Below are 24,168 nucleotides of genomic sequence, written 5' to 3'. Positions count from 1 at the left end.
GCCACCCTCGTCGCGCAGGTGAACCGGGTGATCGGGGGACTTTCGGTGAGTAGGCGACAGGTGCAGAACGTGCTGCGGCTGATGGCGGCCGGCGGGCCGGTGGAGCTCAGCAGTCCTCTGGCGTCCGTGAAGAGACTCGCCCGACTCGCCTTCGTCGCCCAGCAGTTCGGGTACGAGTACGTCGACGTCCGCCAGGCCGGGTCGCGCAACGGCGCGCTGGTGATGCTGCTTTTGCCCGACCCCGGCCCCGTCGCCCGCGCCCGTGCCGCGCAGAACCGGGCGCAGTACCCGAACGCCGCCGACGGTGTCTCGCTGCCGCCTTCCGTGCCCGACGCCCTCGAACTGCTCAAGGCCCGCATCAACTTCGACCTCACCGGCCGGCACTCCGAGCGGCAGCGGCTGGCGTACGCGGCGCTCGCGGTCACCGTCGGCAGCCTGGTCGTCGGGGTGAACCTCGGCGGCGACAGCGCCTTCACGATCGCCGGGATCATGTGGGCCTCCTGCATGGTGCTCCTGGCCGGCGGCCTCGCCGTGGGCCGTCGCCGCAACACCAAGTACGCCGCCCGCCTCGAGGCCGCCGGCTTCACCCCGTTCACCGACGACACCGGCCGGCTGCGGTATCTGCCGCCGGGCACGCCGATGCCGGGCCACCCGTACGCGAACGGGCCCTACGGCGCGATGCCGGGCGGCGGCACCTACGCCCCCCAGCAGCCGCCGGCCCACCCCCGGCAGGACCCCCAGGGGCAGCCCCCGCAGGGCTGATCCGCCACGACCTCTCATCCCGCCCCCGCCCGGGGTGAGAGCAAAGTTTTCTTCCGGTCACCCACCGCCACAGACCGGAAACGCGTCCTCCCTACCTTCGGGACTCAGCCACTGAGCGCGGCACCACCGAGCCCCGGAGCATCGTGGAGGCGTCATGACAGCCCCGAGTACAGTCCCCGCACCTCGCGGCGGAGCAGGCCGCTGGATCGAGGACTGGGATCCCGAGGACGAGACCTTCTGGCGGGAGACCGGCGAACGGATCGCCCGCCGGAACCTGCTGTTCTCCGTGCTCTGCGAGCACATCGGGTTCTCCGTCTGGACCCTGTGGTCGGTGATGGTGCTGTTCATGGGCCCGGAGTACGGCCTGACCCCGGCGGACAAGTTCGTCCTGGTCTCGATGGCCACGCTGGTCGGCGCCGTCGTCCGGGTCCCCTACACCTTCGCCGTCGCCGTCTTCGGCGGCCGGAACTGGACGATCGTCTCGGCCGGTCTCCTCCTCGTGCCCACCGTCGCCGCCTTCCTCGTCATGGAGCCGGGGACCTCGTACACCACCTTCCTGCTCTGCGCGATGCTCGCCGGCGTCGGCGGCGGCAACTTCGCCTCCTCGATGACCAACATCAACGCCTTCTTCCCGCTGCGGAAGAAGGGCTGGGCGCTCGGCCTGAACGCCGGCGGGGGCAACATCGGTGTGCCGGTGGTGCAGCTCGCCGGGCTGGCCGTGATCGGCGCGAGCGGAGGGCCGCGGCTGCTGCTCGGGATCTACATCCCGCTGATCGTGGTCGCCGCCGTGCTCGCCGCGCTGTCCATGGACAACATCGCCTCGCTGCGCAACGACTCCGGCGCCGCCAAGGAGGCCGTGCGGGCCGGTCACACCTGGATCATGTCCTTCCTCTACATCGGCACCTTCGGCTCGTTCATCGGCTACAGCTTCGCCTTCGGACTGGTGCTCCAGACGCAGTTCGGCCGTACGCCGCTGCAGGCCGCGTACGTGACCTTCGTCGGCCCGCTGCTCGGCTCGCTGATCCGGCCGGTGGGCGGCGCGCTCGCCGACCGGTACGGCGGCGCCAGGATCACGCTGTGGAACTACGTCGGCATGGCCGCCGCCACCGCCGTGGTCGTCGTGGCGAGCATGCGGGAGTCGCTGCCGCTGTTCACGGCCGCGTTCATCGTGCTCTTCGTCCTGAGCGGGCTCGGCAACGGGTCGACGTACAAGATGATCCCCGGCATCTTCCGGAACAAGGCCCTTGCCATGGGGCTCGAAGGGGAGGAGGCCGCGGCCTACGGACGGCGGCTGTCCGGGGCGTCCATGGGGCTCATCGGGGCGGTCGGCGCGCTCGGCGGGCTCGGGATCAACCTGGCCTTCCGGCAGTCCTTCCTCACCGTGGGCTCCGGCACCGGCGCCTTCGTCGCCTTCCTGGTCTTCTACGGCCTCTGCTTCCTGGTCACCTGGGCCGTATACCTTCGCCGTGCGGCCCCGCCGGCTCCCGTCACGCGGGCCGCCACGGAGACGAAGCCGCAGCTCAGCTACGCCGAGGTGTGACGTAACACCGCCGACATCACGCCGAACCGAGCCTGTCACGCACCGTTGACAGGCTCGTTCACATCCAAGGGCGGCGACATGCGGGTGGGAACGAGTCGAGTGCGGGACGAGACCGAGTGATGCACGAACCACAGCAGGGAACGGGACAGCCGGAGCGAGGCGCGGAGCACGGGCCCCTCGCCGGGTTCACCGTGGGCGTGACGGCCGCGCGCCGGGCCGACGAGCTGGGGGCGCTGCTCCAGCGGCGCGGCGCCGCCGTGCTGCACGCGCCGGCCCTGCGGATCGTGCCGCTCGCCGACGACAGCGAACTGCTGGCCGCCACCGAGGAACTCCTGGACCGGGTGCCGGACGTGGTCGTGGCGACGACCGCCATCGGCTTCCGGGGCTGGATCGAGGCCGCCGACGGCTGGGGGCTCGGGGAGACGCTGCTCGACCGGCTGCGCGGGGTGGAACTGCTCGCCCGCGGGCCCAAGGTGAAGGGCGCGATCCGGGCAGCCGGGCTGACCGAGCACTGGTCGCCGTCCTCCGAGTCGCTGGCCGAGGTCCTCGACCGGCTGCTGGAGGAGGGCGTCGAGGGACGGCGTGTCGCGGTGCAGTTGCACGGCGAGCCGTTGCCCGGGTTCGTGGAGTCGCTGCGGGCGGGCGGCGCCGAGGTGGTCGGCGTGCCCGTCTACCGGTGGATGCCGCCGGAGGACCTCGCGCCCGTGGACCGGCTGCTCGACGCGACGGTGGCGCGCGGCGTCGACGCGCTGACCTTCACCAGCGCGCCGGCCGCGGCGTCCCTGCTGTCCCGCGCCGAGGAGCGGGGCCTGCTGGCGGAACTGCTGACCGCCCTCCATCACGACGTGCTGCCCGCCTGTGTCGGGCCGGTCACCGCGCTGCCCCTGCAGGCCCGCGGCATCGACACCGTCCAGCCCGAACGCTTCCGGCTCGGCCCGCTCGTCCAGCTCCTGTGCAAGGAACTGCCCGCCAGGGCACGGTCGTTGCCCGTCGCGGGGCACCGGGTGGAGATCCGGGGCCACGCGGTCCTGGTGGACGGCGACCTCAAGCCCGTGCCGCCGGCCGGTATGTCGCTGCTGCGCGCCCTGTCCCGCCGCCCCGGCTGGGTGGTCGCGCGGTCCGAGCTGCTGCGGGCGCTGCCCGGGTCCGGCCGGGACGAGCACGCCGTCGAGACGGCGATGGCCCGCCTGCGGACGGCCCTCGGAGCGCCGAAGCTGATCCAGACCGTGGTCAAACGCGGCTACCGACTTGCCCTGGACCCACCGACCGACACGAAGTACGCCGACACCTGACCGGTGCGGCGGCTGTTCTGTGGCCGGCGGCCGGCTGGCGCGCGCCGTCACCCGACCGTGGCGCCGTCGTGGCGGATCGCGCAGTTCCCCGCGCCCCTGAAGCGTCCGGCCGCGGCGCCGTCGTGGCCGGTCGCGCAGTTCCCCGCGCCCCTGGGGGCGCGCTGTCCAGCCGGGGGTCGTAGAGCAGCCGCGACCCTGTGCACCGTCGCGGCGGATCGCGCTCTTGAGGCGTCCGGCCGCGGCGCCGTCGTGGCCGGTCGCGCAGTTCCCCGCGCCCCTGGGGGCGCGCCGTCCAGCCGGGGGGTCGCAGAGCAGCCGCGACCCTGTGCATCGTCGCGGCGGATCGCGCTCCTGAGGCGTCCGGCCGCGGCGCCGTCGTGGCCGGTCGCGCAGTTCCCCGCGCCCCTGGGGGGCGCGCCGTCCGACGAGGGGTACCGATCGTCGTTCGGGGCAGGCACATTGGGAGGTCTGCGGTGCGATCGGACGCACCGGCGCCGCGGGCGGACCCCGGCACGCAGCAACGTACAGCGGAACGCTTAGGCGGTGACGCGCACATGGCACTGGGTATGGCCACGGCCCCCTACGAGTTGCGGTTCGGCGCCGGCCGGATCTGCCTCGACCTCCTGGCGACCGCCCACCCCGTGGAACGCCTCTGCTCCGCGGCCGCCCTGCACGCCTGGATCACCGGATCCGGCCTCGTCCCCCCGGGCACCGTGGCGGCCCGTGCCGACGCCGGCTGGCTCGGCGCCTTCCATGAACTGCGCGGCCACATAGACCAGTTGGTGCGCGCCACCCTGTCCCCCGAGTCCCGCCCGCACGACCTCCCGCTCGCCCAGGTCAACGCCGTCGCCCGCACCGCGCCCCCGGCACCCCGCGCCCGGCGCGGTCAGGACGGCACGCTCGTACGGGAGCTGGACGGCCCGCCGGAGTGCGCCGCGCTGCTCGGCGCGATCGCCCGCGACGCCGTCGAGTTGCTCACCGACCCCGTCGCGCGGGCGGGACTGCGGCAGTGCGCGGGAGACAACTGCCCCCTGGTCTACCTCGACTCCTCCCGGGGCCGGCGCAGACGCTGGTGCTCCAGTGAGGTGTGCGGCAACCGCGAGCGCGTGGCCCGGCACCGCCGGCGCACGGCGGTGTCCCGGGCCTGACGGCCCGTTATGCGGCTTGTGCGCACCTGACGTTCGCGCCCCTCGACGTGATTTCGACAACACGCCGTTTCAGACCTCGGCCCCCGTTTCCCGGAGCACCGCCTTGCTGATGTGGCGGAAATGTAAAGGCGAGGCGGGGGGAATGTGCCCCCATGTCCTCTCACGTCACGTCACCCCGAAGAAAACCGTCCCCTCGCTTTGAACACCCGAGGCCCCCCGTCCGTACCCCGTGGCGAGCGACCGACTGGGGGAACCCCCGGACACCGGAGGTGGGCGTGCGCAAGGATGCGGCCGTGGCCAATGAACGTGGATCGAGGGCCCGACATCGCATGTCCTCACAGCCCTCGGAACCCGATGAGGAGCTGATGCGTGCCCTGTACCAGGAGCACGCCGGACCTCTGCTCGCGTACGTCCTCAGGCTGGTCGCCGGAGATCGGCAGCGCGCCGAGGACGTCGTACAGGAAACGCTCATCCGTGCCTGGAAGAACGCCGGTCAGCTCAATCGGGCCACCGGTTCGGTACGCCCCTGGCTGGTGACGGTCGCGCGCCGCATCGTCATCGACGGCCACCGCAGCCGGCAGGCCCGGCCGCAGGAGGTCGACCCGTCGCCGCTGGAGGTCATCCCCGCGGAGGACGAGATCGACAAGGCGCTGTGGCTGATGACGCTGTCGGACGCGCTCGACGACCTGACCCCTGCCCACCGGGAGGTGCTCGTCGAGACGTATTTCAAGGGGCGTACCGTCAATGAGGCGGCGGAGACCCTGGGCATACCGAGTGGCACCGTGCGCTCCCGGGTGTTCTACGCCCTGCGGTCGATGAAGCTGGCGCTGGAGGAGCGGGGGGTGACGGCGTGATGAACACATACGGGGGATACGGAGCGGGGGGTCCGGGTATGTCTGGCCCCATGCAGGGATCAACGGGCCCGAACGAACACGAGACCGTCGGCGCCTACGCCCTCGGAATCCTCGACGACGCCGAGGCGACGGCTTTCGAGGTCCACCTCGCCGGCTGCGAGTGGTGCGCCCAGCAGCTCGACGAACTCGCCGGGATGGAACCGATGCTGGCCGCGCTCGCCGACCTGCCCGGCACCGGCACCCCCTCGATCGGCGAGTCGCTGTCCGCCCGGCCGAGCCCGCGGCTGGCCGAGAAGCTGGTCGACGAGGTCGCCGAACGCCGCGCCCAGAAGCGCCGTCGCAGCATGTACATGATCGCCGCCTCGGCCGCGCTGATCGTCGGTGGCCCGCTGGTCTCCGTCGCGGCGACCGGCGGCGAGGACACCGGCGGCGCCAACCGCACCGTGCAGGCGGTCAGCCCGGCCCAGCAGGCCTTCAAGGGCATGCCCGACCGGATCACGGCGACCGACCCCAAGACGCAGGTCAGCGGCACCGTGGCCATGCAGGAGAAGGCCTGGGGCACCGACGCGGTCCTGGAGCTCAAGAACGTCAAGGGCCCCGAGAAGTGCTCGCTGATCGCCGTGGGCAAGAACGGCGAGCGGGAGACGCTCAGCAACTGGTCCGTCCCGGACTGGGGCTACGGCCTGCCGAACGCCACCACGGAGCAGGCCAAGAACCCGCTCTACATCCAGGGCGGCGCCGCATTCGCCCCGAACGAGATCGACCACTTCGAGGTCATGACCTTCGACGGCGATCTGCTGGTGGAGATCGGCGCGTAGCGCGGTACGACGACTGCTGCGAAGCGGTCACGACATGAGCCCCGGGGCCGTCAGGTGACGGACCCGGGGCTCACGCGTAGCCTTCAGGGGTCCCTTTCGCGTACGGTGGACGGCTGCCCAGCACGTCAGAAGGGGGCCCGGTGGCCGCTCAGGCTCAACAGGAAGCCGCGCTCGACCCCGCCCAGGATTCCGTACGCGACCGAGAGATCGGCGCGGAGCAGGAGCACCTGGACCGGGTGTACCGCCGCCTGGAGGAGAAGATCCACGAGGCGGAGTTCCTCATGCACGACGCCGCCCAGCGCGGCCACGTCGGCACCCCCGGCGCGCTCGCCGAACGCGACGCGCAGGTTTTCCGGGCAGGCATCCACCTGAGCCGGCTGAACAACGAGTTCGAGGACTTCCTCTTCGGCCGTATCGACCTGCTGCGCGGCAAGGACGGCAAGAAGGGTCCGGACGGCGCGTACACCGCCGTGGAGCCGGCCGAGGGCGCGGTGCGGCCGGACAACACGGCCGAGATCGCCGAGACCCTGCACATCGGCCGCATCGGCGTCCTGGACGAGGACTACGCCCCGCTGGTCATCGACTGGCGGGCGCCCGCGGCCGCCCCGTTCTACCGCTCCACGCCGGTCGACCCCGGCCGGGTGGTGCGCCGCCGGGTCATCCGCTCCAAGGGCCGCCGTGTCCTCGGCGTCGAGGACGACCTGATGCGTCCCGAGCTGAAGGCCTCCCTCGACGGCCACGAGCTGCCCGTCATCGGTGACGGCGCCCTGATGGCCGCCCTCGGCCAGGCCCGCGGCCACACCATGCGGGACATCGTCGCCTCCATCCAGGCGGAGCAGGACCTGGTCATCAGGGCCCCCGCCGCGTCCGTGACCTACGTCGAGGGCGGCCCCGGCACCGGCAAGACCGCCGTCGCCCTGCACCGGGCGGCGTACCTGCTCTACCAGGACCGGCGCCGGTACGCGGGCGGCATCCTCATCGTCTCGCCGACGCCGCTGCTGGTGGCGTACACCGAGGGCGTGCTGCCCTCGCTCGGCGAGGAGGGGCAGGTCGCGATCCGGGCGATCGGCTCGCTGGTCGACGGCGCCGAGGCCGCGCTGTACGACTCCCCGTCGGTGGCCCGCGCCAAGGGCTCGCACCGCATGCTCAAGGTGCTGCGCAAGGCCGCCCGCGGAACGCTGGAGCTGAACGATTCGCCACAGCGCCTGCGTGTCGTGGCCTTCGGCCGCCGTCTCGAACTGGAGGCCCCGGAGCTGGAGCGGATCCGGCACACCGCGCTGGGCGGCACCGCACCCGTCAATCTGCTGCGCCCGCGCGCCCGCAAGCTGCTGCTGGACGCCCTGTGGGAGCGGTCGGGCGCGGCCGGCCGGCACGCGGACCCGGAGCTGGCCGCCGAACTGCGGTCCTCGTTCGACGAGGACATCACCTCCGAGGACGACTTCCTCGCCTTCCTCGACGCCTGGTGGCCGGAGCTGACCCCGCGCGCGGTCCTCACCGCCATGGCCGACGAGCGGCGCCTCGGCCGCTGGTCCCGCAGGATCCTGAACCCGGGGGAGGTGCGCAAGGTCGCCCGGTCGCTCAGACGCGACGGCTTCTCCGTGCACGACGTCGCCCTGCTCGACGAGCTCCAGGCGATCCTCGGCGCCCACGCCCGCCCCAGGAAGCGGCGCGAACTCGACCCGCTGGACCAGCTCACCGGCCTGGAGGAGCTGATGCCGGTGCGGGAGGAGACGCAGTGGGAGCGGGCCGAGCGGCTCGCGCAGGAGCGCACCGAGTACGCCCACGTCATCGTCGACGAGGCCCAGGACCTCACGCCGATGCAGTGGCGCATGGTCGGCCGCCGCGGCCGGCACGCCACCTGGACGGTCGTCGGTGACCCGGCCCAGTCCTCCTGGTCCGACCCGGACGAGGCGGCCGAGGCCCGCGACGAGGCCCTCGGCACCCGCCCGCGCCGCCGCTTCCAGCTCTCGGTGAACTACCGCAACCCCGCCGAGATCGCCGAGCTCGCCGCCAAGGTGCTGGCCCTGGCCATGCCCGGAGCCGAGTCGCCGCGGGCGGTGCGCTCCACCGGGGTGGAGCCGCGCTTCGCCGTGGTCGGTGCGTCCCTGGGCCAGAGCGTGCGCGAGGAGGCGGCCCGGCTGCTCGACCTCGTCGACGGCACGATCGGCGTCGTCGTCGCCATGAACCGGCGCGAGGAGGCCCGCCGCTGGCTGGCCGGGCTCGGCGACCGGGTGGTCGCGCTCGGCAGCCTGGAGGCCAAGGGCCTGGAGTACGACGCCACCGTCGTCGTCTCGCCCGCGGAGATCGCCGACGAGTCGCCCGCCGGACTGCGTGTGCTCTACGTCGCACTCACCCGGGCGACCCAGCAGCTCACGATCGTCTCGGGGGAGCGGGACGAGCCCGACGCGGCCGGGGTGCCGGACCTGCTGAGGGACTGAACCGGATCGACCGGCGGGACGGGAATGGCCGTACGGGATCCGTTTGTTAGCCTGGGCAGTGACACCGGCCCGATCCAAGCCCCCGGGCCCAACCTTCGTCGCTACGAGCGACCACTTGCCGCGAGGCGAGCATGGCGGGTCGGTGTCATTGAACGGTGGAAGAGGCCCACGTCTCATGTGACGTGGGCCTCTTTTCATGCCTGATCGTCTCTCGTATGGTGGAAGAAGTTTTCCGATGTTGCCCTACCCGCCGTGTTTCCAGGGCCGTTCCGCCGTGAACTAAATGAGCGCAACCCAGGGCGGCTACCACGTACTCGACGGTAGGTGCGACGATCGGACGGCAAATCGCGACACGGTGAAAGCAGAGGAAGTCGGCCATGGCAACGGCGCCCAGCGTCTCCTACTCGATGACCATCCGGTTGGAGGTGCCCGCGAGCGGAACGGCCGTCTCGCAGCTCACCACCGCCGTGGAGTCCTCCGGAGGCTCGGTGACCGGCCTCGACGTCACCGCGTCCGGGCACGAGAAACTCCGCATCGACGTCACGATCGCGGCCTCCTCCACCGCACACGCCGACCAGATCGTGCAGCAGCTGCGCGGCATCGAGGGCGTCACGCTGGGCAAGGTCTCGGACCGTACGTTCCTCATGCACCTCGGCGGCAAGATCGAGATGCAGTCCAAGCACCCCATCCGCAACCGTGACGACCTCTCCATGGTCTACACGCCGGGTGTGGCCCGCGTCTGCATGGCCATCGCCGAGAACCCCGAGGACGCCCGCCGCCTCACGATCAAGCGCAACTCCGTCGCGGTGGTGACGGACGGCAGCGCCGTGCTGGGGCTCGGCAACATCGGCCCGAAGGCCGCGCTGCCCGTCATGGAGGGCAAGGCGGCCCTCTTCAAGCGGTTCGCCGGCATCGACGCCTGGCCGCTGTGCCTGGACACCCAGGACACCGACGCGATCGTCGAGATCGTCAAGGCGATCGCCCCGGGCTTCGCCGGCATCAACCTGGAGGACATCTCCGCCCCCCGCTGCTTCGAGATCGAGGCGCGGCTGCGTGAGGCCCTCGACATCCCCGTCTTCCACGACGACCAGCACGGCACGGCCATCGTGGTGCTCGCCGCGCTGACCAACGCGCTGCGGGTGACGGGCAAGGCGATCGAGAACATCCGTGTCGTCATGTCCGGCGCGGGCGCGGCCGGCACGGCGATCCTGAAGCTGCTCATCGCCGCCGGCGTCAAGCACGCCGTCGTCGCCGACATCCACGGTGTCGTGCACGCCGACCGCAAGGACCTGGTCGAGGCCGCCCCCGACTCCCCGCTGCGCTGGATCGCCGACAACACCAACCCCGAGGGCATCACGGGCACCCTGAAGGAGGCCGTGCGCGGCGCGGACGTCTTCATCGGCGTCTCGGCCCCGAACGTCCTCGACGGCGACGACGTGGCCGCCATGGCCGACGACGCGATCGTGTTCGCGCTCGCGAACCCCGACCCCGAGGTCGACCCGGCAATCGCCCGCCAGACCGCGGCAGTTGTGGCCACCGGCCGCTCCGACTTCCCCAACCAGATCAACAACGTGCTGGTCTTCCCGGGCGTCTTCCGCGGCCTGCTGGACGCGCAGTCCCGTACCGTCAACACGGAGATGATGATCGCGGCCGCGAAGGCGCTGGCGGACGTCGTCACCGAGGACGAGCTCAACCCGAACTACATCATCCCGAGCGTGTTCAACGACAAGGTCGCCGGCGCCGTCGCGGGCGCGGTGCGGGAGGCCGCGAAGGCGGTCGGGGCGGCCCCGTCCGACTCGTCCGGGATCTGACCCCCGGAACTCGTCCCTCCGGCCCCCACGGCCGGGCTGTGACGATCACCACGACCGCCCCGCCGACCGGCGCGTCGCGGAACCTCGCATCCCTGGCCGCCCTCTAGGGTGGGCGGCTAGGGCCTGTCCGGAGGCAGGTCCGCCGGACCGGTTCTTGGTCGGTGGCGCTCTTCGTGTGACTCCCAAGGGTGTTCTCACGACTCCTGCGGGTGCCGGATTGGCATTCCCGCCGCTGGTGGGGGCAGGATGCGTCCCTGGGCGCGAGCGTCTGACGACGGACCCGGGTCCGGGGACCGTCCGAGGACCCTGGCAGCATCGGCTTCGCTGTGCCCGATATGCGGCTCCGCCGCGTGGCACGCCTCAATGGCAAGAAGAACACGGGAGTAACAACATGAACCGCAGTGAGCTGGTGGCCGCGCTGGCCGACCGCGCCGAGGTGACCCGCAAGGACGCCGACGCCGTGCTGGCCGCGTTCGCCGACGTCGTCGGCGAGATCGTCTCCAAGGGCGACGAGAAGGTCACCATCCCCGGCTTCCTGACCTTCGAGCGCACCCACCGTGCCGCTCGCACCGCGCGCAACCCGCAGACCGGTGACCCGATCCAGATCCCGGCCGGTTACAGCGTGAAGGTCTCCGCGGGCTCGAAGCTCAAGGAAGCCGCCAAGGGCAAGTAGGTCCGCGCGCCCCTCGGGGCGTCAGTACAACGCCGATGGGGCGGCCACCCGGATCCGGGTGGCCGCCCCATCGGCGTTCGTGTCGTGTCCCGCTGTCAGCCGAGCGGCTTGCCCGGCAGTTCCACCTTGGCGCCGAGCTCCACGAGCTTCTCCATGAAGTTCTCGTAGCCGCGGTTGATCAGCTCGATGCCGTGCACCCGGGACGTGCCCTGGGCGGCCAGCGCGGCGATGAGGTAGGAGAAGCCGCCCCGCAGGTCGGGGATGACCAGGTCGGCGCCCTGCAGCCGGGTGGGGCCGCTCACGACCGCCGAGTGCAGGAAGTTGCGCTGTCCGAAGCGGCAGTTCGAGCCGCCGAGGCACTCGCGGTAGAGCTGGATGTGGGCGCCCATCTGGTTGAGCGCGGAGGTGAAGCCGAGACGGGACTCGTAGACCGTCTCGTGGATGATGGACAGGCCCGTGGCCTGCGTGAGGGCCACGACCAGCGGCTGCTGCCAGTCCGTCTGGAAGCCCGGGTGGACGTCCGTCTCCAGGGCGATGGACTTCAACTGCCCGCCGGGGTGCCAGAAACGGATGCCCTCGTCGTCGATCTCGAAGGCACCGCCCACCTTCCGGTAGGTGTTGAGGAACGTCATCATGGACCGCTGCTGCGCGCCGCGGACGTAGATGTTGCCCTCGGTGGCCAGGGCCGCGGACGCCCAGGAGGCGGCCTCCAGCCGGTCCGGGAGGGCGCGGTGGGTGTAGCCGCCGAGCTGGTCCACCCCGGTGATGCGGATGGTCCGGTCGGTGTCCATCGCGATGATGGCGCCCATCTTCTGCAGGACGCAGATCAGGTCCTCGATCTCCGGCTCCACGGCCGCGTTCGAGAGCTCCGTGACGCCCTCCGCGAGGACGGCGGTCAGCAGCACCTGCTCGGTCGCGCCCACGGACGGGTAGGGCAGCGCGATCTTCGTACCGCGCAGCCGCTGCGGGGCCTCCAGGTACTGGCCGTCCGCCCGCTTCTCGATCGTCGCGCCGAACTGCCGCAGCACGTCGAAGTGGAAGTCGATGGGCCGGCCGCCGATGTCGCAGCCGCCGAGGCCGGGGATGAAGGCGTGGCCGAGGCGGTGCAGCAGGGGGCCGCAGAAGAGGATCGGGATGCGGCTCGACCCCGCGTGGGCATCGATGTCGGCGACGTTGGCGCTCTCCACCCGCGTCGGGTCGAGCACCAGTTCGCCCGGCTCCTCACCCGGGCGTACCGACACGCCGTGCAGCTGGAGCAGACCACGGACCACACGGACGTCACGGATGTCCGGGACGTTGCGCAACCGGCTCGGAGTACTGCCGAGCAGTGCGGCGACCATGGCCTTGGGTACGAGGTTCTTCGCTCCGCGGACACGGATCTCGCCCTCCAGCGGGGTGCCGCCGTGGACAAGCAGGACATCGTCGTTGACGGTCATGTATCTCGCGTTCCGATGAGTTGGGCAAGGGCCGGAGAGACAGAGTAATCGCCGTCGCCCCCCTTGCCGTAAGCCCGAGGACCACTCAGGCCTGTCATAGCTCTGTCACAACACGAACCGTGCCGTACCGGGCACAAGGGGTCACGGAGGCCGTCGCGGAGGCCGCCGTGCGCCCCGGGCGCCCCCGTCCGCCCTGAGCTGCGTTCACTCCCAACGCCGGATTGACTCCCCACGTCGAGGGAAGTTGCGGGATCATGTCTGGCATGACCGAGGTGTCCTCGCTCACAGGGCGGCTGCTCGTGGCCACCCCCGCCCTGGCGGACCCGAACTTCGACCGTGCGGTCGTGCTGCTTCTCGACCACGACGAGGAGGGCTCGCTCGGTGTGGTGCTCAACCGGCCGACGCCGGTGGGCGTCGGCGACATCCTGGAGGGCTGGGCGGAGCTGACCGGTGAGCCCGGGGTGGTCTTCCAGGGCGGCCCGGTCTCGCTGGACTCCGCGCTCGGCGTGGCGGTCATCCCCGGCGGCGCGTCCGGCGACGCCGCCCCGCTCGGCTGGCGGCGCGTGCACGGCGCGATCGGCCTGGTCGACCTGGAGGCCCCGCCCGAGCTGCTGGCCTCCGCCCTCGGCAGCCTCAGGATCTTCGCCGGGTACGCCGGCTGGGGGCCGGGCCAGCTGGAGGACGAACTGTCCGAGGGCGCCTGGTACGTCGTGGAGTCCGAGCCCGGCGACGTCTACTCGCCGTTCCCCGAAAGACTCTGGCGCGAGGTGCTGCGCCGGCAGCGCAACGAGCTGGCCATGGTGGCCACGTACCCCGACGACCCCTCGCTCAACTGACGGACGCCGGTCGCGCAACCGTTGCCTGTCGGCTTCAGTACCCTTGGCCCTATGAGCACTCTCGAGCCCGAGCGCGGGACTGGTACGGGGACACTCGTAGAGCCCACGCCGCAGACTTCCCACGGCGACGGTGACCACGAGCGCTTCGCCCACTACGTCCAGAAGGACAAGATCATGGCGAGCGCACTCGACGGTACGCCCGTCGTGGCGCTGTGCGGCAAGGTGTGGGTGCCGGGCCGTGACCCGAAGAAGTACCCCGTGTGCCCCATGTGCAAGGAGATCTACGAGTCCATGGGCGCCGGCGGAGACGACAAGGGCAAGGGTGGCAAGGGCGGCGACAAGTAGCCGTCCGACCGTTCGAGGGATGTCCGGGAGGCCCCCGGGTCACGCCGCAGCGTGACCCGGGGGCCTCTTCGTGCTGCCCCGCCGCCGCTTCGCGCGTTCATGTCACGAAGTGGTGGAGACCTCTTGTGGACATGTTCATGTAGTTCATAACCTCCGGCATGTTGTTGTGCAGAGCGAAACTGCCGTTGCACATGTTGCAACGGCATGCTGCGACATCTCTCGGAGGCACTTCATGAAGCTGTCCGTCCGCCTGGCCGCCGTCGCGGCCGTCCTGGTCACCGCCGCCTGCGCCCCGCAGACGTCGGACGACTCCGGCGCCGGCAAGGACGAACAGTCCGGCACGCTGCGCGTGTGGCTGTTCCAGGAGGTCAACAACAAGCCGAAGGAGCAGGTCGTCCAGGCCGTGTTCGACGGCTTCGAGAAGGCGCACGAGGGCACCGAGGTCACCGTCGAGTACATCCCGGTCGAGACCCGAGCGCAGCGCATCAAGGCCGCCTTCAACGACCCCGCGAGCGCCCCCGACGTGATCGAGTACGGCAACACCGACACCGCCGGCTACGTCAAGGACGGCGGCCTGGCGGACGTCACCGAGGACTTCACCGCCTGGAGCGAGGCCAAGGACACCGACCCCACCGCCAAGCAGTCGGTGACGGTGGACGGGAAGATCTACGGCACCCCCTACTTCGTGGGCGTCCGCGCCCTGTACTACCGGACCGACGTCTTCGACGAACTCGGCCTCGAGGTGCCGAAGTCGCAGGCCGAGCTGATCGAGACGGCGCAGCGGGTCCGCGCCGCCCGGCCCGACCTGTACGGTCTCGCGGTGGGCGGTGCCTACACGTACGGCGCGATGCCCTTCATCTGGGCCAACGGCGGTGAACTGGCCACCGGCAAAGGCGGCTCGTACGCCTCCGCCATCGACAGCGCGCAGGCGCGCAAGGGCATAGAGGCGTACACCTCGCTCTTCGGCGACGACAACTGCCCCGCCGCCAAGTGCGCGGGCATGACGGGCAACGACACCATCACCGCGTTCGCCTCCGGCAAGGCGGCCATGGCGATCGGCGGGGACTTCAGCCACCAGGCCGTGGAGGCCGGGTCCGTGAAGGGCAAGTACGCGGTGGTGCCGCTGCCGGGGGTGGCGGCCGGGTCGATCGCGCCCGCGTTCGCGGGCGGCAACAACATCGGCGTACTGAAGAGCACCTCGCACCGCACGCTCGCCGTCGACCTGATGCAGCGGCTCGCCTCCAAGCGGACGCAGGGTGAACTCTTCGACGCCATGGGCTTCCTGCCGACCTTCACGGACGTGCGGGGCCAGGTGGCCGAGCGCGAGCCCTTCGTGAAGCCGTTCGTGCGGACGCTGGCCGCGGAGACCAAGTTCGTGCCGGCCTCGCCCGCCTGGGCGCAGATCGACTCCTCGCTCGTGCTGCCGACGATGTTCCAGGAGATCGTCAGCGGCAAGAAGGACGTCGGGGCCGCCGCGCAGGACGCGGCGAACAAGATGGACGCCGCGTTCGGCTCCGCCGGATGACGCCGGTGACGCCGGTGACGCCGCTGTCGCCGGTGGCGCCCGACAGCGAGGCGGTCTCGGCCCGCGGGCGGCCGCGGGCCGGCGGAGGGCCGTCGCGCAGGTCCCCGCGACCCTCCCGGCAGGGGCGGGCGCCCTGGCTGTACCTCGCCCCGGCCCTCGTCGTCATCGGCGGCCTGCTCGTCTACCCCGTCTACCAGCTGGGGCTGATCTCCTTCCTGGAGTACACCCAGGCGCAGGTCAGTGGCGGGGAGCCGACCTCCTTCCAGGGCCTTCGGAACTACACGCGGCTCTTCGGCGACGAGCAGTTCTGGCAGGTGCTGCTGGCCACCGTGGTCTTCGCGGCCGCCTGCGTCCTCGCCACGCTCGCCGTGGGCTGCGCGCTCGCCGTACTGCTGACGCGCGTACGGGCGGTGCCGCGGCTCGCGCTGATGCTGGCCGCGCTCGGGGCGTGGGCGACCCCGGCGGTCACCGGTTCCACGGTCTGGCTGCTGCTGTTCGACCCGGACTTCGGCCCGGTCAACCGGATCCTCGGGCTCGGCGACCACTCGTGGACGTACGGCCGGTTCAGCGCCTTCTTCCTCGTCCTGCTCGAAGTGGTCTGGTGCTCCTTCCCGTTCGTGATGGTCACCGTGTACGCGGGCATCCGCGCCGTCCCCACGGAGGTGCTGGAGGCCGCCGCCCTGGACGGCGCCTCGCAGTGGCGGACCTGGCGCTCCGTGCTGGCGCCGATGCTCCGCCCGATCCTGGTGATCGTCACCATCCAGTCGATCATCTGGGACTTCAAGGTCTTCACGCAGATCTACGTGATGACGGGCGGCGGCGGCATCGCGGGACAGAACCTCGTCCTGAACGTCTACGCCTACCAGCAGGCGTTCGCGTCCTCGCAGTACAGCCTCGGCTCGGCGATCGGCGTCGTGATGCTGCTGATCCTGCTCGCGGTGACGCTCGTGTACCTGCGGCTGCTGCGCAGGCAGGGGGAGGAGCTGTGAATCTTCTGAGCGGCCTGGTGCGCAGGCCGTGGCGGACGGCCGCCGAGGCCGCCGCGCTGCTGATCGCGGCGGTGGTCGCCTTCCCCCTCTACTGGATGGTGCTGAGCGCCTTCAAACCGGCCGGCGAGATCGAGTCGGCGACCCCTCGGCCGTGGACCCTGACCCCGTCCCTGGATTCCTTCCGGCGGGTCTTCGGGCAGCAGGAATTCGGCCGGTACTTCGTCAACAGTCTTGTCGTCGCGTGCACCGTCGTGATCGTCTCGGCGCTGATCGCGTTTCTCGCTGCGACGGCCGTGACACGATTCCGGTTCCGCTTCCGGACCACCCTGCTGATCATGTTCCTGGTGGCCCAGATGGTGCCCGTGGAGGCGCTGACGATCCCTCTGTTCTTCCTCATGCGGGACTTCGGTCAGCTGAACACGCTGGGCTCGCTGATCCTGCCGCACATCGCCTTCTCCCTGCCCTTCGCGATCTGGATGCTGCGGGGATTCGTGAAAGCGGTGCCCGAGGCGCTGGAGGAGGCGGCGTACATCGACGGGGCGAGCCGGTCGCGATTCCTGTGGCAGATCCTTTTCCCGCTGGTCTTCCCGGGGCTGGTGGCCACGAGCGTGTTCTCCTTCATCTCGGCCTGGAACGACTTCCTGTTCGCCAAGTCCTTCATCATCAGTGACACTTCGCAGTCCACGCTGCCGATGGCGTTGCTGGTCTTCTACAAACCGGAGGAACCGGACTGGGGCGGCGTGATGGCGGCGTCCACGGTGATGACGATTCCGGTGCTGGTGTTCTTCGTGCTGGTGCAGCGCCGGCTCGTGTCCGGGCTGGGTGGAGCGGTAAAGGACTGAGATGAGTGAACTGATTCCGGCGCCGCGCGCCGTCGAGGGCTCCCACCGGAGCGGGGTCCAGCTGGACCGGGACACCACCCTGTGGGCGGCCGCGGGGACGGAGACGACGGAACGCTGGCTGCGGGCCACGCTCGGCGCGGCCCTGGGGCTGCCGCTGCGCCCCGGCCCGAAGGACGCCCGAGGGGACGTACGGCTGCTGCTCGACGACTCGCTGGGACCGGAGGCCTACCGGCTGAGCGTCACCGCCGGCCAGGGCGTGGAGATTCGTGGCGGTGACCCGGCGGGGGTCTTCTGGGGGGCGCAGACACTGCGTCAGCTGCTCGGCCCGGAAGCCTTCCGGCGCGCACCCGTCCGGCCGGACCTCACCCTCGGCGTCCCGAGCCGGATCATCGAGGACGCCCCCCGATTCCGCTGGCGCGGTCTCATGCTCGACGTGGCCCGGCACTTCATGCCGAAGGACGGCGTGCTGCGCTACCTGGACCTGATGGCCGCCCACAAACTCAATGTCTTCCACTTCCATCTGACGGACGACCAGGGCTGGCGTCCGGAGATCCTGCGCCACCCCCGGCTGACCGAGGTCGGCTCCTGGCGGGCCCGCACCAAATTCGGCCACCGCGCCTCGCCGTTGTGGGAGGAGAAGCCGCACGGTGGCCACTACACCCAGGACGACATCAGGGAGATCGTCGCCTACGCCGCCGAGCGGCATATCACCGTCGTCCCGGAAATCGACGTACCGGGGCACTCGCAGGCCGCCATCGCCGCGTATCCGGAACTCGGCAACACCGACGTCGTCGACACCTCGGCGCTCTCCGTCTGGGACACCTGGGGGATCAATCCGAACGTGCTGGCCCCCACCGAGAACACGTTGCGGTTCTACGAGGGGGTGTTCGAGGAAGTCCTGGAGCTGTTCCCGTCGGAGTTCATTCACGTCGGGGGCGACGAATGCCTCAAGGACCAGTGGCGGCGGTCGCCCACCGCGCAGGCGCGCATCCGGGAACTCGGGCTGAAGGACGAGGACGAGCTCCAGTCGTGGTTCATCGGCCACTTCGACACCTGGCTCGCCGCGCGCGGGCGCCGGCTCATCGGCTGGGACGAGATCCTGGAGGGCGGTCTCGCGGCCGGGGCGGCGGTGTCCTCGTGGCGCGGCTACGCGGGCGGAATCGCCGCCGCCCGGGCCGGTCATGACGTCGTGATGTGCCCCGAGCAGCAGGTCTACCTGGACCACCGGCAGGCCGACGGCCCCGACGAGCCCGTGCCCATCGGCTATGTGCGCACCGTGGAGGACGTCTACCGATTCGAACCCGTTCCGCCACAACTCACCGAGGCCGAGGCCGGACACGTGCTCGGCGCCCAGGCCAACCTGTGGACCGAGGTGATGGAGGACCAGGCCCGCGTGGACTACCAGGCCTTCCCGAGGCTCGCCGCCTTCGCCGAGGTCGCCTGGAGCGCCCTGCCCGCCCCGGCGGAACGGGACTTCGCCGGCTTCGAACACCGCATGACCTCCCACTATCGGCGACTTGACGCCCTGGGCGTCGCCTACCGGCCGCCCACCGGCCCCCGGCCCTGGCAGCAACGGCCCGGGGTCCTCGGCCGCCCGATCGAGGGGGCGCCGCCGAGCAGGTAGGCCCCGGCGCGGAAAGCGGGCAGGCCTCGAACAGCCGGGAAAAAAAGCGGACAAGGGTCACCGAAGAGTGGCATTTTCCTGCCGACCGGTGATGCGCGTCGATGTGCGTACAAATCGGTCCATCTCCCCGATGAGGTGGGCGAACGTCTCCTAGCGGACCCCCGTCTTCGGGTCCTGCGAAGATGTGCCAGAGTTGCCACGTCCGCCCTGTCGGCACGTACCGTACGGCCACACAGGCGGGACCAGGTGGGGCAGCGGGAAGGGGCAGCCGGTTTGACCACGCACGCACCGCAGGCGGGGCAGGCCGTCACGCTGCCCGCGACACTGGACGAGGCCGTGGCGGCGCTCACCGCCATGCCTGCCGCCGTGCCCGTGGCGGGCGGCACCGACCTGATGACCTCGGTCAACTCCGGTCAGCTCAGGCCCGCCGCACTGGTCGGCCTCGGCCGCATCAGCGAGATCCGCGGCTGGCAGTACCAGGACGGCCACGCCCTGCTCGGCGCCGGCCTCACCCACGCGCGGATGGGCCGCCCCGACTTCGCCGCCCTCATCCCGGCCCTCGCCGCCGCCGCGCGCGCCGCGGGCCCGCCGCACATCCGCAACGCCGGCACCCTGGGCGGCAACATCGCCACCGCCGCGCCGACGGGCGACGCGCTGCCCGTGCTGGCCGCACTGGAGGCGACGCTGGTCATCGCGGGTCCGGGCGGAGCGCGCCGGGAGATCCCGGTGTCGCACCTGCTGGCCGGGGTGGAGATGCTCCGCGCCGGTGAACTCATCGGGTACGTGCGCGTGCCCCTGCTGCACGCCCCGCAGGTCTTCCTCAAGGCGACCGGACGGACCGGCCCCGGGCGGGCGGTCGCCTCCGTGGCACTGGTCCTCGACCCCGCCCGGCGCGGGGTGCGGTGCGCCGTGGGCGCCATAGCGCCGATGCCGCTGCGGCCCCTGGAGGCCGAGCAATGGGTCGCGCAGCTCATCGACTGGGACAACAACCGCGCGATCGTCCCCGAGGCGCTCTCCGCCTTCGGTGAGTACGTCGCCGCGGCCTGCATCCCCGACGCGCCACCGGCCGAGGACGGTTCGGTGCCGCAGCTTCCGCCTGCCGTACTGCACCTGCGGCGCACCGTCGCCGCGCTGGCCCGACGAGCACTGGGGAGGGCGCTGTCGTGACCGACGACCAGCACGGAGAGGGCACCCCCCAGGGCGGGGGACGCTGGGACCCGCTGCCCCAGGGCGACTACGACGACGGCGCCACCGCCTTCGTGAAGCTCCCCGAGGGCGGCATCGACGCGCTCCTGGCCGCCGCCGACAGCCCGCTCGCCGCGCCCGGCCACGGCTACGTGCCGCCGCCGATAACGGTCACGCCCGCCGGCGGCACCGACCCCGCGGCCACCGACGCCTGGGGGGTGCCCCCCGAGGGCGCGCAGTGGCCCGACCCGAACGCCATGTCCCAGGGCGCCGGGCAGGACCGGTACGGCTACGACCCCGGGGCGACCGGGCAGTGGAGCTACGAGGAGACCGCCCCCGCGGAGCCCGGGCACCCGCAGGCCGGGCACCCGCACGCGGGCCACGCGCAGGCCGCCCCCGCACCCGGCCACGACGTGACCGGACAGTGGTCGATCCCCGTCGCGAACGGTGACCTTCCGGACGAGTCGGGCGAGTTCACCACGTCCGCCCTCGTGGAGCAGTGGGGCGGCACGCCGCCCGCCACGCTGCCCGGCGGCGCGTCCGCGCCATGGGCCGGCGAGACGGGCGGGCAGTCCTGGGGACACGAGGGTGCGCAGCCGCACGCCATCGGTCGGCCGCACGAGGCGGGACCGGGACACCCCGGCGCGCAGCACGACGGCGGGCTGTACGCCGACGCCCCCGCCGAGCACCCGGCGGACGGCGTCCCCCCGCACGACGAGGGTCACGACGGCGCTCCTGAGGCGCCGGGGGCCCGGGAGGGCGTGGAGGCGGCCGAGAGGGCCGCCGAGAGGCCGCAGGGCATGCCGAGTGCGCCGGGGGGCGCCGAGGGCGCTGAGGGCCCCTTGGAGGGCTCCGGTGAGAGCGCTGCCGACCGCGCCGCGGGCGCCCCGGGCACCGCACCCCCCGCCGCGCCGGCCGGTGACGCGGACGCCGGACCCGAACACGCGGGCCCCGAAGGCGATCCGGGCGTCCCGTCCGAGCCGTCCGGCGCCGCCTCGCACGAGGACCACCCCCTCGCCTCCTACGTGCTGCGCGTCAACGGCGCCGACCGCCCCGTCACCGACGCCTGGATCGGCGAGTCACTGCTCTACGTGCTGCGCGAGCGGCTCGGGCTCGCGGGCGCCAAGGACGGCTGCTCGCAGGGCGAGTGCGGGGCCTGCAACGTCCAGGTGGACGGGCGGCTCGTCGCCTCCTGCCTGGTGCCCGCCGTCACCGCGGCCGGCAGCGAGGTGCGCACCGTGGAGGGCCTCGCGGTCGACGGGCAGCCCTCGGACGTGCAGCGGGCGCTCGCCAAGTGCGGTGCCGTGCAGTGCGGTTTCTGCGTGCCCGGCATGGCGATGACCGTGCACGACCTGCTGGAGGGCAACCCGGCTCCGACCGAGCTGGAGACCCGCCAGGCCCTGTGCGGCAACCTCTGCCGCTGCTCGGGCTACCGGGCCGTGCTCGAGGCCGTCAAGGACGTGGTCGCCGAGCGCGACGCGCACTCCGCGGCCGACGCGTCCGCACCCGACACCGACGAGCCGCGCATCCCTCATCAGGCGGGCCCCGGCGCCGGCGGCGTCAACCGGTCGGCCTTCGAGTCCCCCGGGGGACCGCCCGGACCGCGTGACCAGTCCTACGGACCGGGCCAGGACGGAGGCCAGGCGTGAGCAACGAAGCCGCCACCGCGACCACCACCGCGGAGGCCGTACCGCCCGCGGAGCCGCTCCCGCACGGCCTGGGCGCCTCCCTGGCCGCCGCGGACTCGCGCGCGAAGACCGAGGGCACCTTCCCGTACGCGGCCGACCTGTGGGCCGAGGGCCTGCTCTGGGCGGCCGTACTGCGCTCACCGCACCCGCACGCGCGCATCGTGTCCATCGACACCACCCACGCGCGCGAGATGCCCGGCGTACGGGCCGTCGTCACCCACGAGGACGTGCCCGGCGCGATGTCGCACGGACGCGGCGAGGCGGACCGCCCGGTGTTCGCCTCCGAGGTCGTGCGCCACCACGGCGAGCCCATCGCCGCCGTCGCCGCCGACCACCCGGACACCGCGCGCATGGCGGCCGCCGCCGTCATCGTCGAGTACGAGGTGCTCGACCCGGTGACCGATCCCGAGCAGGCCTTCGAGGCCGAGCCGTTGCACCCGGACGGCAACCTGATCCGGCACATCCCGCTGCTGCACGGCGACCCCGAGGCGCAGGGCGAGATCGTCGTCGAGGGCCTGTACCGCATCGGCCGCCAGGACCCCGCCCCCATCGGGGCCGAGGCGGGCCTCGCGGTGCCGCGTCCCGACGGCGGCGTGGAGCTGTACCTCGCCTCCACCGACCCGCACGCCGACCGCGACCGGGCGGCCGCCTGCTACGGGCTGGAGCCCGAGCGCGTCAAGGTCGTCGTCACCGGCGTCCCCGGCGCCACCGCGGACCGCGAGGACCCGGGCTTCCAGCTGCCGCTCGGACTGCTGGCGCTGCGGACCGGCTGCCCCGTGAAGCTGACGGCGACGCGCGAGGAGTCCTTCCTGGGCCACACGCACCGCCACCCCACGCTGCTGCGCTACCGCCACCACGCCGACGCCGAGGGCAAGCTGGTGAAGGTCGAGGCGCAGATCCTGCTCGACGCGGGCGCGTACGCCGACACCTCGGCGGAGGCCCTGGCAGCGGCGGTCGCCTTCGCCTGCGGCCCCTACGTCGTCCCGAACGCCTTCATAGAGGGCTGGGCGGTCCGCACCAACAACCCGCCCTCCGGCCATGTGCGGGGCGAGGGCGCGATGCAGGTCTGCGCCGCCTACGAGGCGCAGATGGACAAGCTGGCGAAGAAACTCGGCGTCGATCCGGCCGAACTGCGCCTGCGCAACGTCCTGTCCACGGGGGACGTCCTGCCCACCGGCCAGACGGTCACCTGCCCGGCGCCGGTCGCCGAACTCCTCCAGGCGGTGCGCGACTTCCCGCTCCCCGCGCTTCCCAAGGACACGCCCGCCGACGAGTGGCTGCTGCCCGGCGGCCCCGAGGGCGCGGGCGAACCGGGCGCGGTGCGCCGGGGCGTGGGCTACGGGCTGGGCATGGTCCACATGCTCGGCGCGGAGGGCGCCGACGAGGTCTCCACGGCGACCGTGAAGGTGCAGGACGGTGTGGCGACCGTGCTGTGCGCGGCCGTCGAGACCGGGCAGGGGTTCGCCACGCTCGCCCGGCAGATCGTCCAGGAGACGCTCGGCATCGACGAGGTGCACGTGGCCCCGGTCGACACCGACCAGCCGCCCGCCGGGCCCGGCTGCCGCGGCCGGCACACCTGGGTGTCGGGCGGCGCGGTGGAGCGCGCGGCGAAGATGGTCCGCACCCAGCTGCTGCAGCCGCTGGCGCACAAGTTCGGCATGTCCACCGAGCTGCTCCAGATCACCGACGGCAAGATCACGTCGTACGACGGCGTGCTGTCGACGACCGTCACCGAGGCGCTGGACGGCAAGGAGCTGTGGGCGACCGCGCAGTGCCGCCCGCACCCCACGGAGCCGCTGGACGCGTCCGGGCAGGGAGACGCCTTCGTGGGCCTCGCCTTCTGCGCGATCCGCGCGGTGGTCGACGTCGACATCGAGATCGGCTCGGTACGGGTGGTGGAGCTGGCGGTCGCGCAGGACGTCGGCCGGGTGCTGAACCCCGCGCAGCTGACGGCGCGGATCGAGGCCGGCGTCACCCAGGGGGTGGGCATCGCCCTCACGGAGAACCTGCGCACGGCGCGCGGCGTGATACGGCACCCCGACCTCACCGGGTACGCCCTGCCGACGGCGCTCGACGCGCCCGACATCCGGATCGTGAAGCTGGTCGAGGAGCGGGACGTGGTCGCGCCGTTCGGCGCGAAGGCCGTCAGCGCGGCGCCGGTGGTGGCGTCGCCGTCGGCGATCGCGTCGGCGGTACGCGCGGCGACGGGGCGCCCGGTCAACCGCCTGCCGATCCGACCACAGGCGGCGGTCGTCACCGGGCAGTGAGCACGCGGATGCCCGGGGCTCGGTGGGTGCCAGGGCGCGGATGACGTCCGGGGCTCCGAGGCCGTTGGGGTGCGCCGGGGAGGTCCGGGGCCCGG

The 24,168-nt window shown here is 72.1% G+C and carries 19 protein-coding genes; 18 read left to right on the top strand and 1 reads right to left on the bottom strand.

What is annotated here, in order from left to right; translation table 11 throughout:
- The first annotated feature begins 45 nt into the window (after positions 1-45).
- The 9 genes from ACIP2X_RS34470 to ACIP2X_RS34430 all read left to right on the top strand — a co-directional run bounded on the left by ACIP2X_RS34470 (position 46) and on the right by ACIP2X_RS34430 (position 11,336).
- The gene (locus ACIP2X_RS34470; protein WP_401681116.1) at positions 46-762 is read left to right on the top strand and encodes a hypothetical protein; all 717 of its coding nucleotides are present in this window, start codon (positions 46-48) and stop codon (positions 760-762) included.
- A 154-nt stretch (positions 763-916) separates the two neighbouring features.
- On the top strand, positions 917-2,302 hold the full coding sequence (locus ACIP2X_RS34465) for a nitrate/nitrite transporter (protein ID WP_401681113.1): 1,386 nt from the start codon (positions 917-919) through the stop codon (positions 2,300-2,302).
- A 119-nt stretch (positions 2,303-2,421) separates the two neighbouring features.
- On the top strand, positions 2,422-3,594 hold the full coding sequence (locus tag ACIP2X_RS34460) for a uroporphyrinogen-III synthase (protein ID WP_401681110.1): 1,173 nt from the start codon (positions 2,422-2,424) through the stop codon (positions 3,592-3,594).
- A gap of 554 nt (positions 3,595-4,148) precedes the next feature.
- A complete protein-coding gene (locus ACIP2X_RS34455; RefSeq protein ID WP_401681107.1) occupies positions 4,149-4,742 on the top strand; it encodes a CGNR zinc finger domain-containing protein in 594 nt (197 codons plus the stop codon).
- Positions 4,743-5,011: 269 nt separating this feature from the next.
- Positions 5,012-5,596 (top strand): sigma-70 family RNA polymerase sigma factor, encoded by a 585-nt coding sequence (locus ACIP2X_RS34450; RefSeq protein WP_196462372.1) that lies wholly within the window; start codon positions 5,012-5,014, stop codon positions 5,594-5,596.
- Between the two features lie 50 nt (positions 5,597-5,646).
- Positions 5,647-6,414, top strand: a complete 768-nt coding sequence (locus tag ACIP2X_RS34445) for an anti-sigma factor family protein (protein ID WP_401681104.1) — start codon at positions 5,647-5,649, stop codon at positions 6,412-6,414.
- A gap of 140 nt (positions 6,415-6,554) precedes the next feature.
- Positions 6,555-8,852: a HelD family protein gene (locus ACIP2X_RS34440; protein WP_401681101.1), complete on the top strand. Its 2,298-nt coding sequence runs from the start codon at positions 6,555-6,557 to the stop codon at positions 8,850-8,852.
- Positions 8,853-9,229: 377 nt separating this feature from the next.
- Complete coding sequence (locus ACIP2X_RS34435; RefSeq protein ID WP_401681098.1) at positions 9,230-10,663, top strand: NAD-dependent malic enzyme; 1,434 nt, start codon at positions 9,230-9,232, stop codon at positions 10,661-10,663.
- A 391-nt stretch (positions 10,664-11,054) separates the two neighbouring features.
- On the top strand, positions 11,055-11,336 hold the full coding sequence (locus ACIP2X_RS34430; protein ID WP_365454050.1) for an HU family DNA-binding protein: 282 nt from the start codon (positions 11,055-11,057) through the stop codon (positions 11,334-11,336).
- A gap of 95 nt (positions 11,337-11,431) precedes the next feature.
- Here ACIP2X_RS34430 and murA read toward each other — a convergent pair whose 3' ends face one another.
- The gene (gene murA / locus ACIP2X_RS34425) at positions 11,432-12,772 is read right to left on the bottom strand and encodes a UDP-N-acetylglucosamine 1-carboxyvinyltransferase (RefSeq protein ID WP_401681095.1); all 1,341 of its coding nucleotides are present in this window, start codon (positions 12,770-12,772) and stop codon (positions 11,432-11,434) included.
- 263 nt (positions 12,773-13,035) lie between these two features.
- Between murA and ACIP2X_RS34420 the strand changes: the two genes are divergently transcribed.
- The 9 genes from ACIP2X_RS34420 to ACIP2X_RS34380 all read left to right on the top strand — a co-directional run bounded on the left by ACIP2X_RS34420 (position 13,036) and on the right by ACIP2X_RS34380 (position 24,073).
- Positions 13,036-13,608 carry a YqgE/AlgH family protein gene (locus ACIP2X_RS34420; RefSeq protein WP_401681093.1) on the top strand — a complete coding sequence of 191 codons (573 nt, stop codon included), beginning with the start codon at positions 13,036-13,038 and terminating at the stop codon, positions 13,606-13,608.
- Positions 13,609-13,659: 51 nt separating this feature from the next.
- Positions 13,660-13,953 (top strand): DUF3039 domain-containing protein, encoded by a 294-nt coding sequence (locus ACIP2X_RS34415; protein ID WP_365454059.1) that lies wholly within the window; start codon positions 13,660-13,662, stop codon positions 13,951-13,953.
- Positions 13,954-14,185: 232 nt separating this feature from the next.
- A complete protein-coding gene (locus ACIP2X_RS34410) occupies positions 14,186-15,478 on the top strand; it encodes an extracellular solute-binding protein (protein ID WP_401681089.1) in 1,293 nt (430 codons plus the stop codon).
- The gene (locus ACIP2X_RS34405) at positions 15,475-16,467 is read left to right on the top strand and encodes a carbohydrate ABC transporter permease (RefSeq protein ID WP_401681086.1); all 993 of its coding nucleotides are present in this window, start codon (positions 15,475-15,477) and stop codon (positions 16,465-16,467) included. Before ACIP2X_RS34410 ends, ACIP2X_RS34405 begins: the two co-directional genes overlap by 4 nt.
- Positions 16,464-17,309, top strand: coding sequence for a carbohydrate ABC transporter permease (locus tag ACIP2X_RS34400; protein ID WP_401681083.1), 846 nt, complete (start codon positions 16,464-16,466; stop codon positions 17,307-17,309). Before ACIP2X_RS34405 ends, ACIP2X_RS34400 begins: the two co-directional genes overlap by 4 nt.
- 1 nt (position 17,310) lies before the next feature.
- The gene (locus ACIP2X_RS34395; RefSeq protein WP_401681080.1) at positions 17,311-18,933 is read left to right on the top strand and encodes a beta-N-acetylhexosaminidase; all 1,623 of its coding nucleotides are present in this window, start codon (positions 17,311-17,313) and stop codon (positions 18,931-18,933) included.
- A gap of 273 nt (positions 18,934-19,206) precedes the next feature.
- Positions 19,207-20,100, top strand: a complete 894-nt coding sequence (locus tag ACIP2X_RS34390; RefSeq protein WP_401681077.1) for an FAD binding domain-containing protein — start codon at positions 19,207-19,209, stop codon at positions 20,098-20,100.
- Positions 20,097-21,767: a 2Fe-2S iron-sulfur cluster-binding protein gene (locus ACIP2X_RS34385; protein WP_401681074.1), complete on the top strand. Its 1,671-nt coding sequence runs from the start codon at positions 20,097-20,099 to the stop codon at positions 21,765-21,767. The genes ACIP2X_RS34390 and ACIP2X_RS34385 overlap by 4 nt, the downstream gene beginning before the upstream one ends.
- Positions 21,764-24,073 (top strand): xanthine dehydrogenase family protein molybdopterin-binding subunit, encoded by a 2,310-nt coding sequence (locus tag ACIP2X_RS34380; RefSeq protein ID WP_401681071.1) that lies wholly within the window; start codon positions 21,764-21,766, stop codon positions 24,071-24,073. The genes ACIP2X_RS34385 and ACIP2X_RS34380 overlap by 4 nt, the downstream gene beginning before the upstream one ends.
- Positions 24,074-24,168: the final 95 nt, after the last annotated feature.

Origin of the sequence: Streptomyces sp. NPDC089424, assembly GCF_044749345.1 — a bacterium.
Lineage (GTDB): Bacteria > Actinomycetota > Actinomycetes > Streptomycetales > Streptomycetaceae > Streptomyces.
Note: the sequence above shows the minus strand (reverse complement) of the source record. Positions and strands in the feature narration are given on the sequence as shown.

What these genes read in the sequence shown, in the direction of transcription:
- ACIP2X_RS34415 (WP_365454059.1), top strand. Translation starts at nt 13,660, where the DNA reads ATGAGCACTCTCGAGCCCGAGCGCGGGACTGGTACGGGGACACTCGTA.
- ACIP2X_RS34395 (WP_401681080.1), top strand. Translation starts at nt 17,311, where the DNA reads ATGAGTGAACTGATTCCGGCGCCGCGCGCCGTCGAGGGCTCCCACCGG.
- murA (WP_401681095.1), bottom strand. Translation starts at nt 12,772, where the DNA reads ATGACCGTCAACGACGATGTCCTGCTTGTCCACGGCGGCACCCCGCTG.
- ACIP2X_RS34410 (WP_401681089.1), top strand. Translation starts at nt 14,186, where the DNA reads ATGAAGCTGTCCGTCCGCCTGGCCGCCGTCGCGGCCGTCCTGGTCACC.
- ACIP2X_RS34435 (WP_401681098.1), top strand. Translation starts at nt 9,230, where the DNA reads ATGGCAACGGCGCCCAGCGTCTCCTACTCGATGACCATCCGGTTGGAG.
- ACIP2X_RS34445 (WP_401681104.1), top strand. Translation starts at nt 5,647, where the DNA reads ATGCAGGGATCAACGGGCCCGAACGAACACGAGACCGTCGGCGCCTAC.
- ACIP2X_RS34430 (WP_365454050.1), top strand. Translation starts at nt 11,055, where the DNA reads ATGAACCGCAGTGAGCTGGTGGCCGCGCTGGCCGACCGCGCCGAGGTG.
- ACIP2X_RS34405 (WP_401681086.1), top strand. Translation starts at nt 15,475, where the DNA reads ATGACGCCGGTGACGCCGGTGACGCCGCTGTCGCCGGTGGCGCCCGAC.
- ACIP2X_RS34465 (WP_401681113.1), top strand. Translation starts at nt 917, where the DNA reads ATGACAGCCCCGAGTACAGTCCCCGCACCTCGCGGCGGAGCAGGCCGC.
- ACIP2X_RS34420 (WP_401681093.1), top strand. Translation starts at nt 13,036, where the DNA reads ATGACCGAGGTGTCCTCGCTCACAGGGCGGCTGCTCGTGGCCACCCCC.
- ACIP2X_RS34455 (WP_401681107.1), top strand. Translation starts at nt 4,149, where the DNA reads ATGGCACTGGGTATGGCCACGGCCCCCTACGAGTTGCGGTTCGGCGCC.
- ACIP2X_RS34460 (WP_401681110.1), top strand. Translation starts at nt 2,422, where the DNA reads ATGCACGAACCACAGCAGGGAACGGGACAGCCGGAGCGAGGCGCGGAG.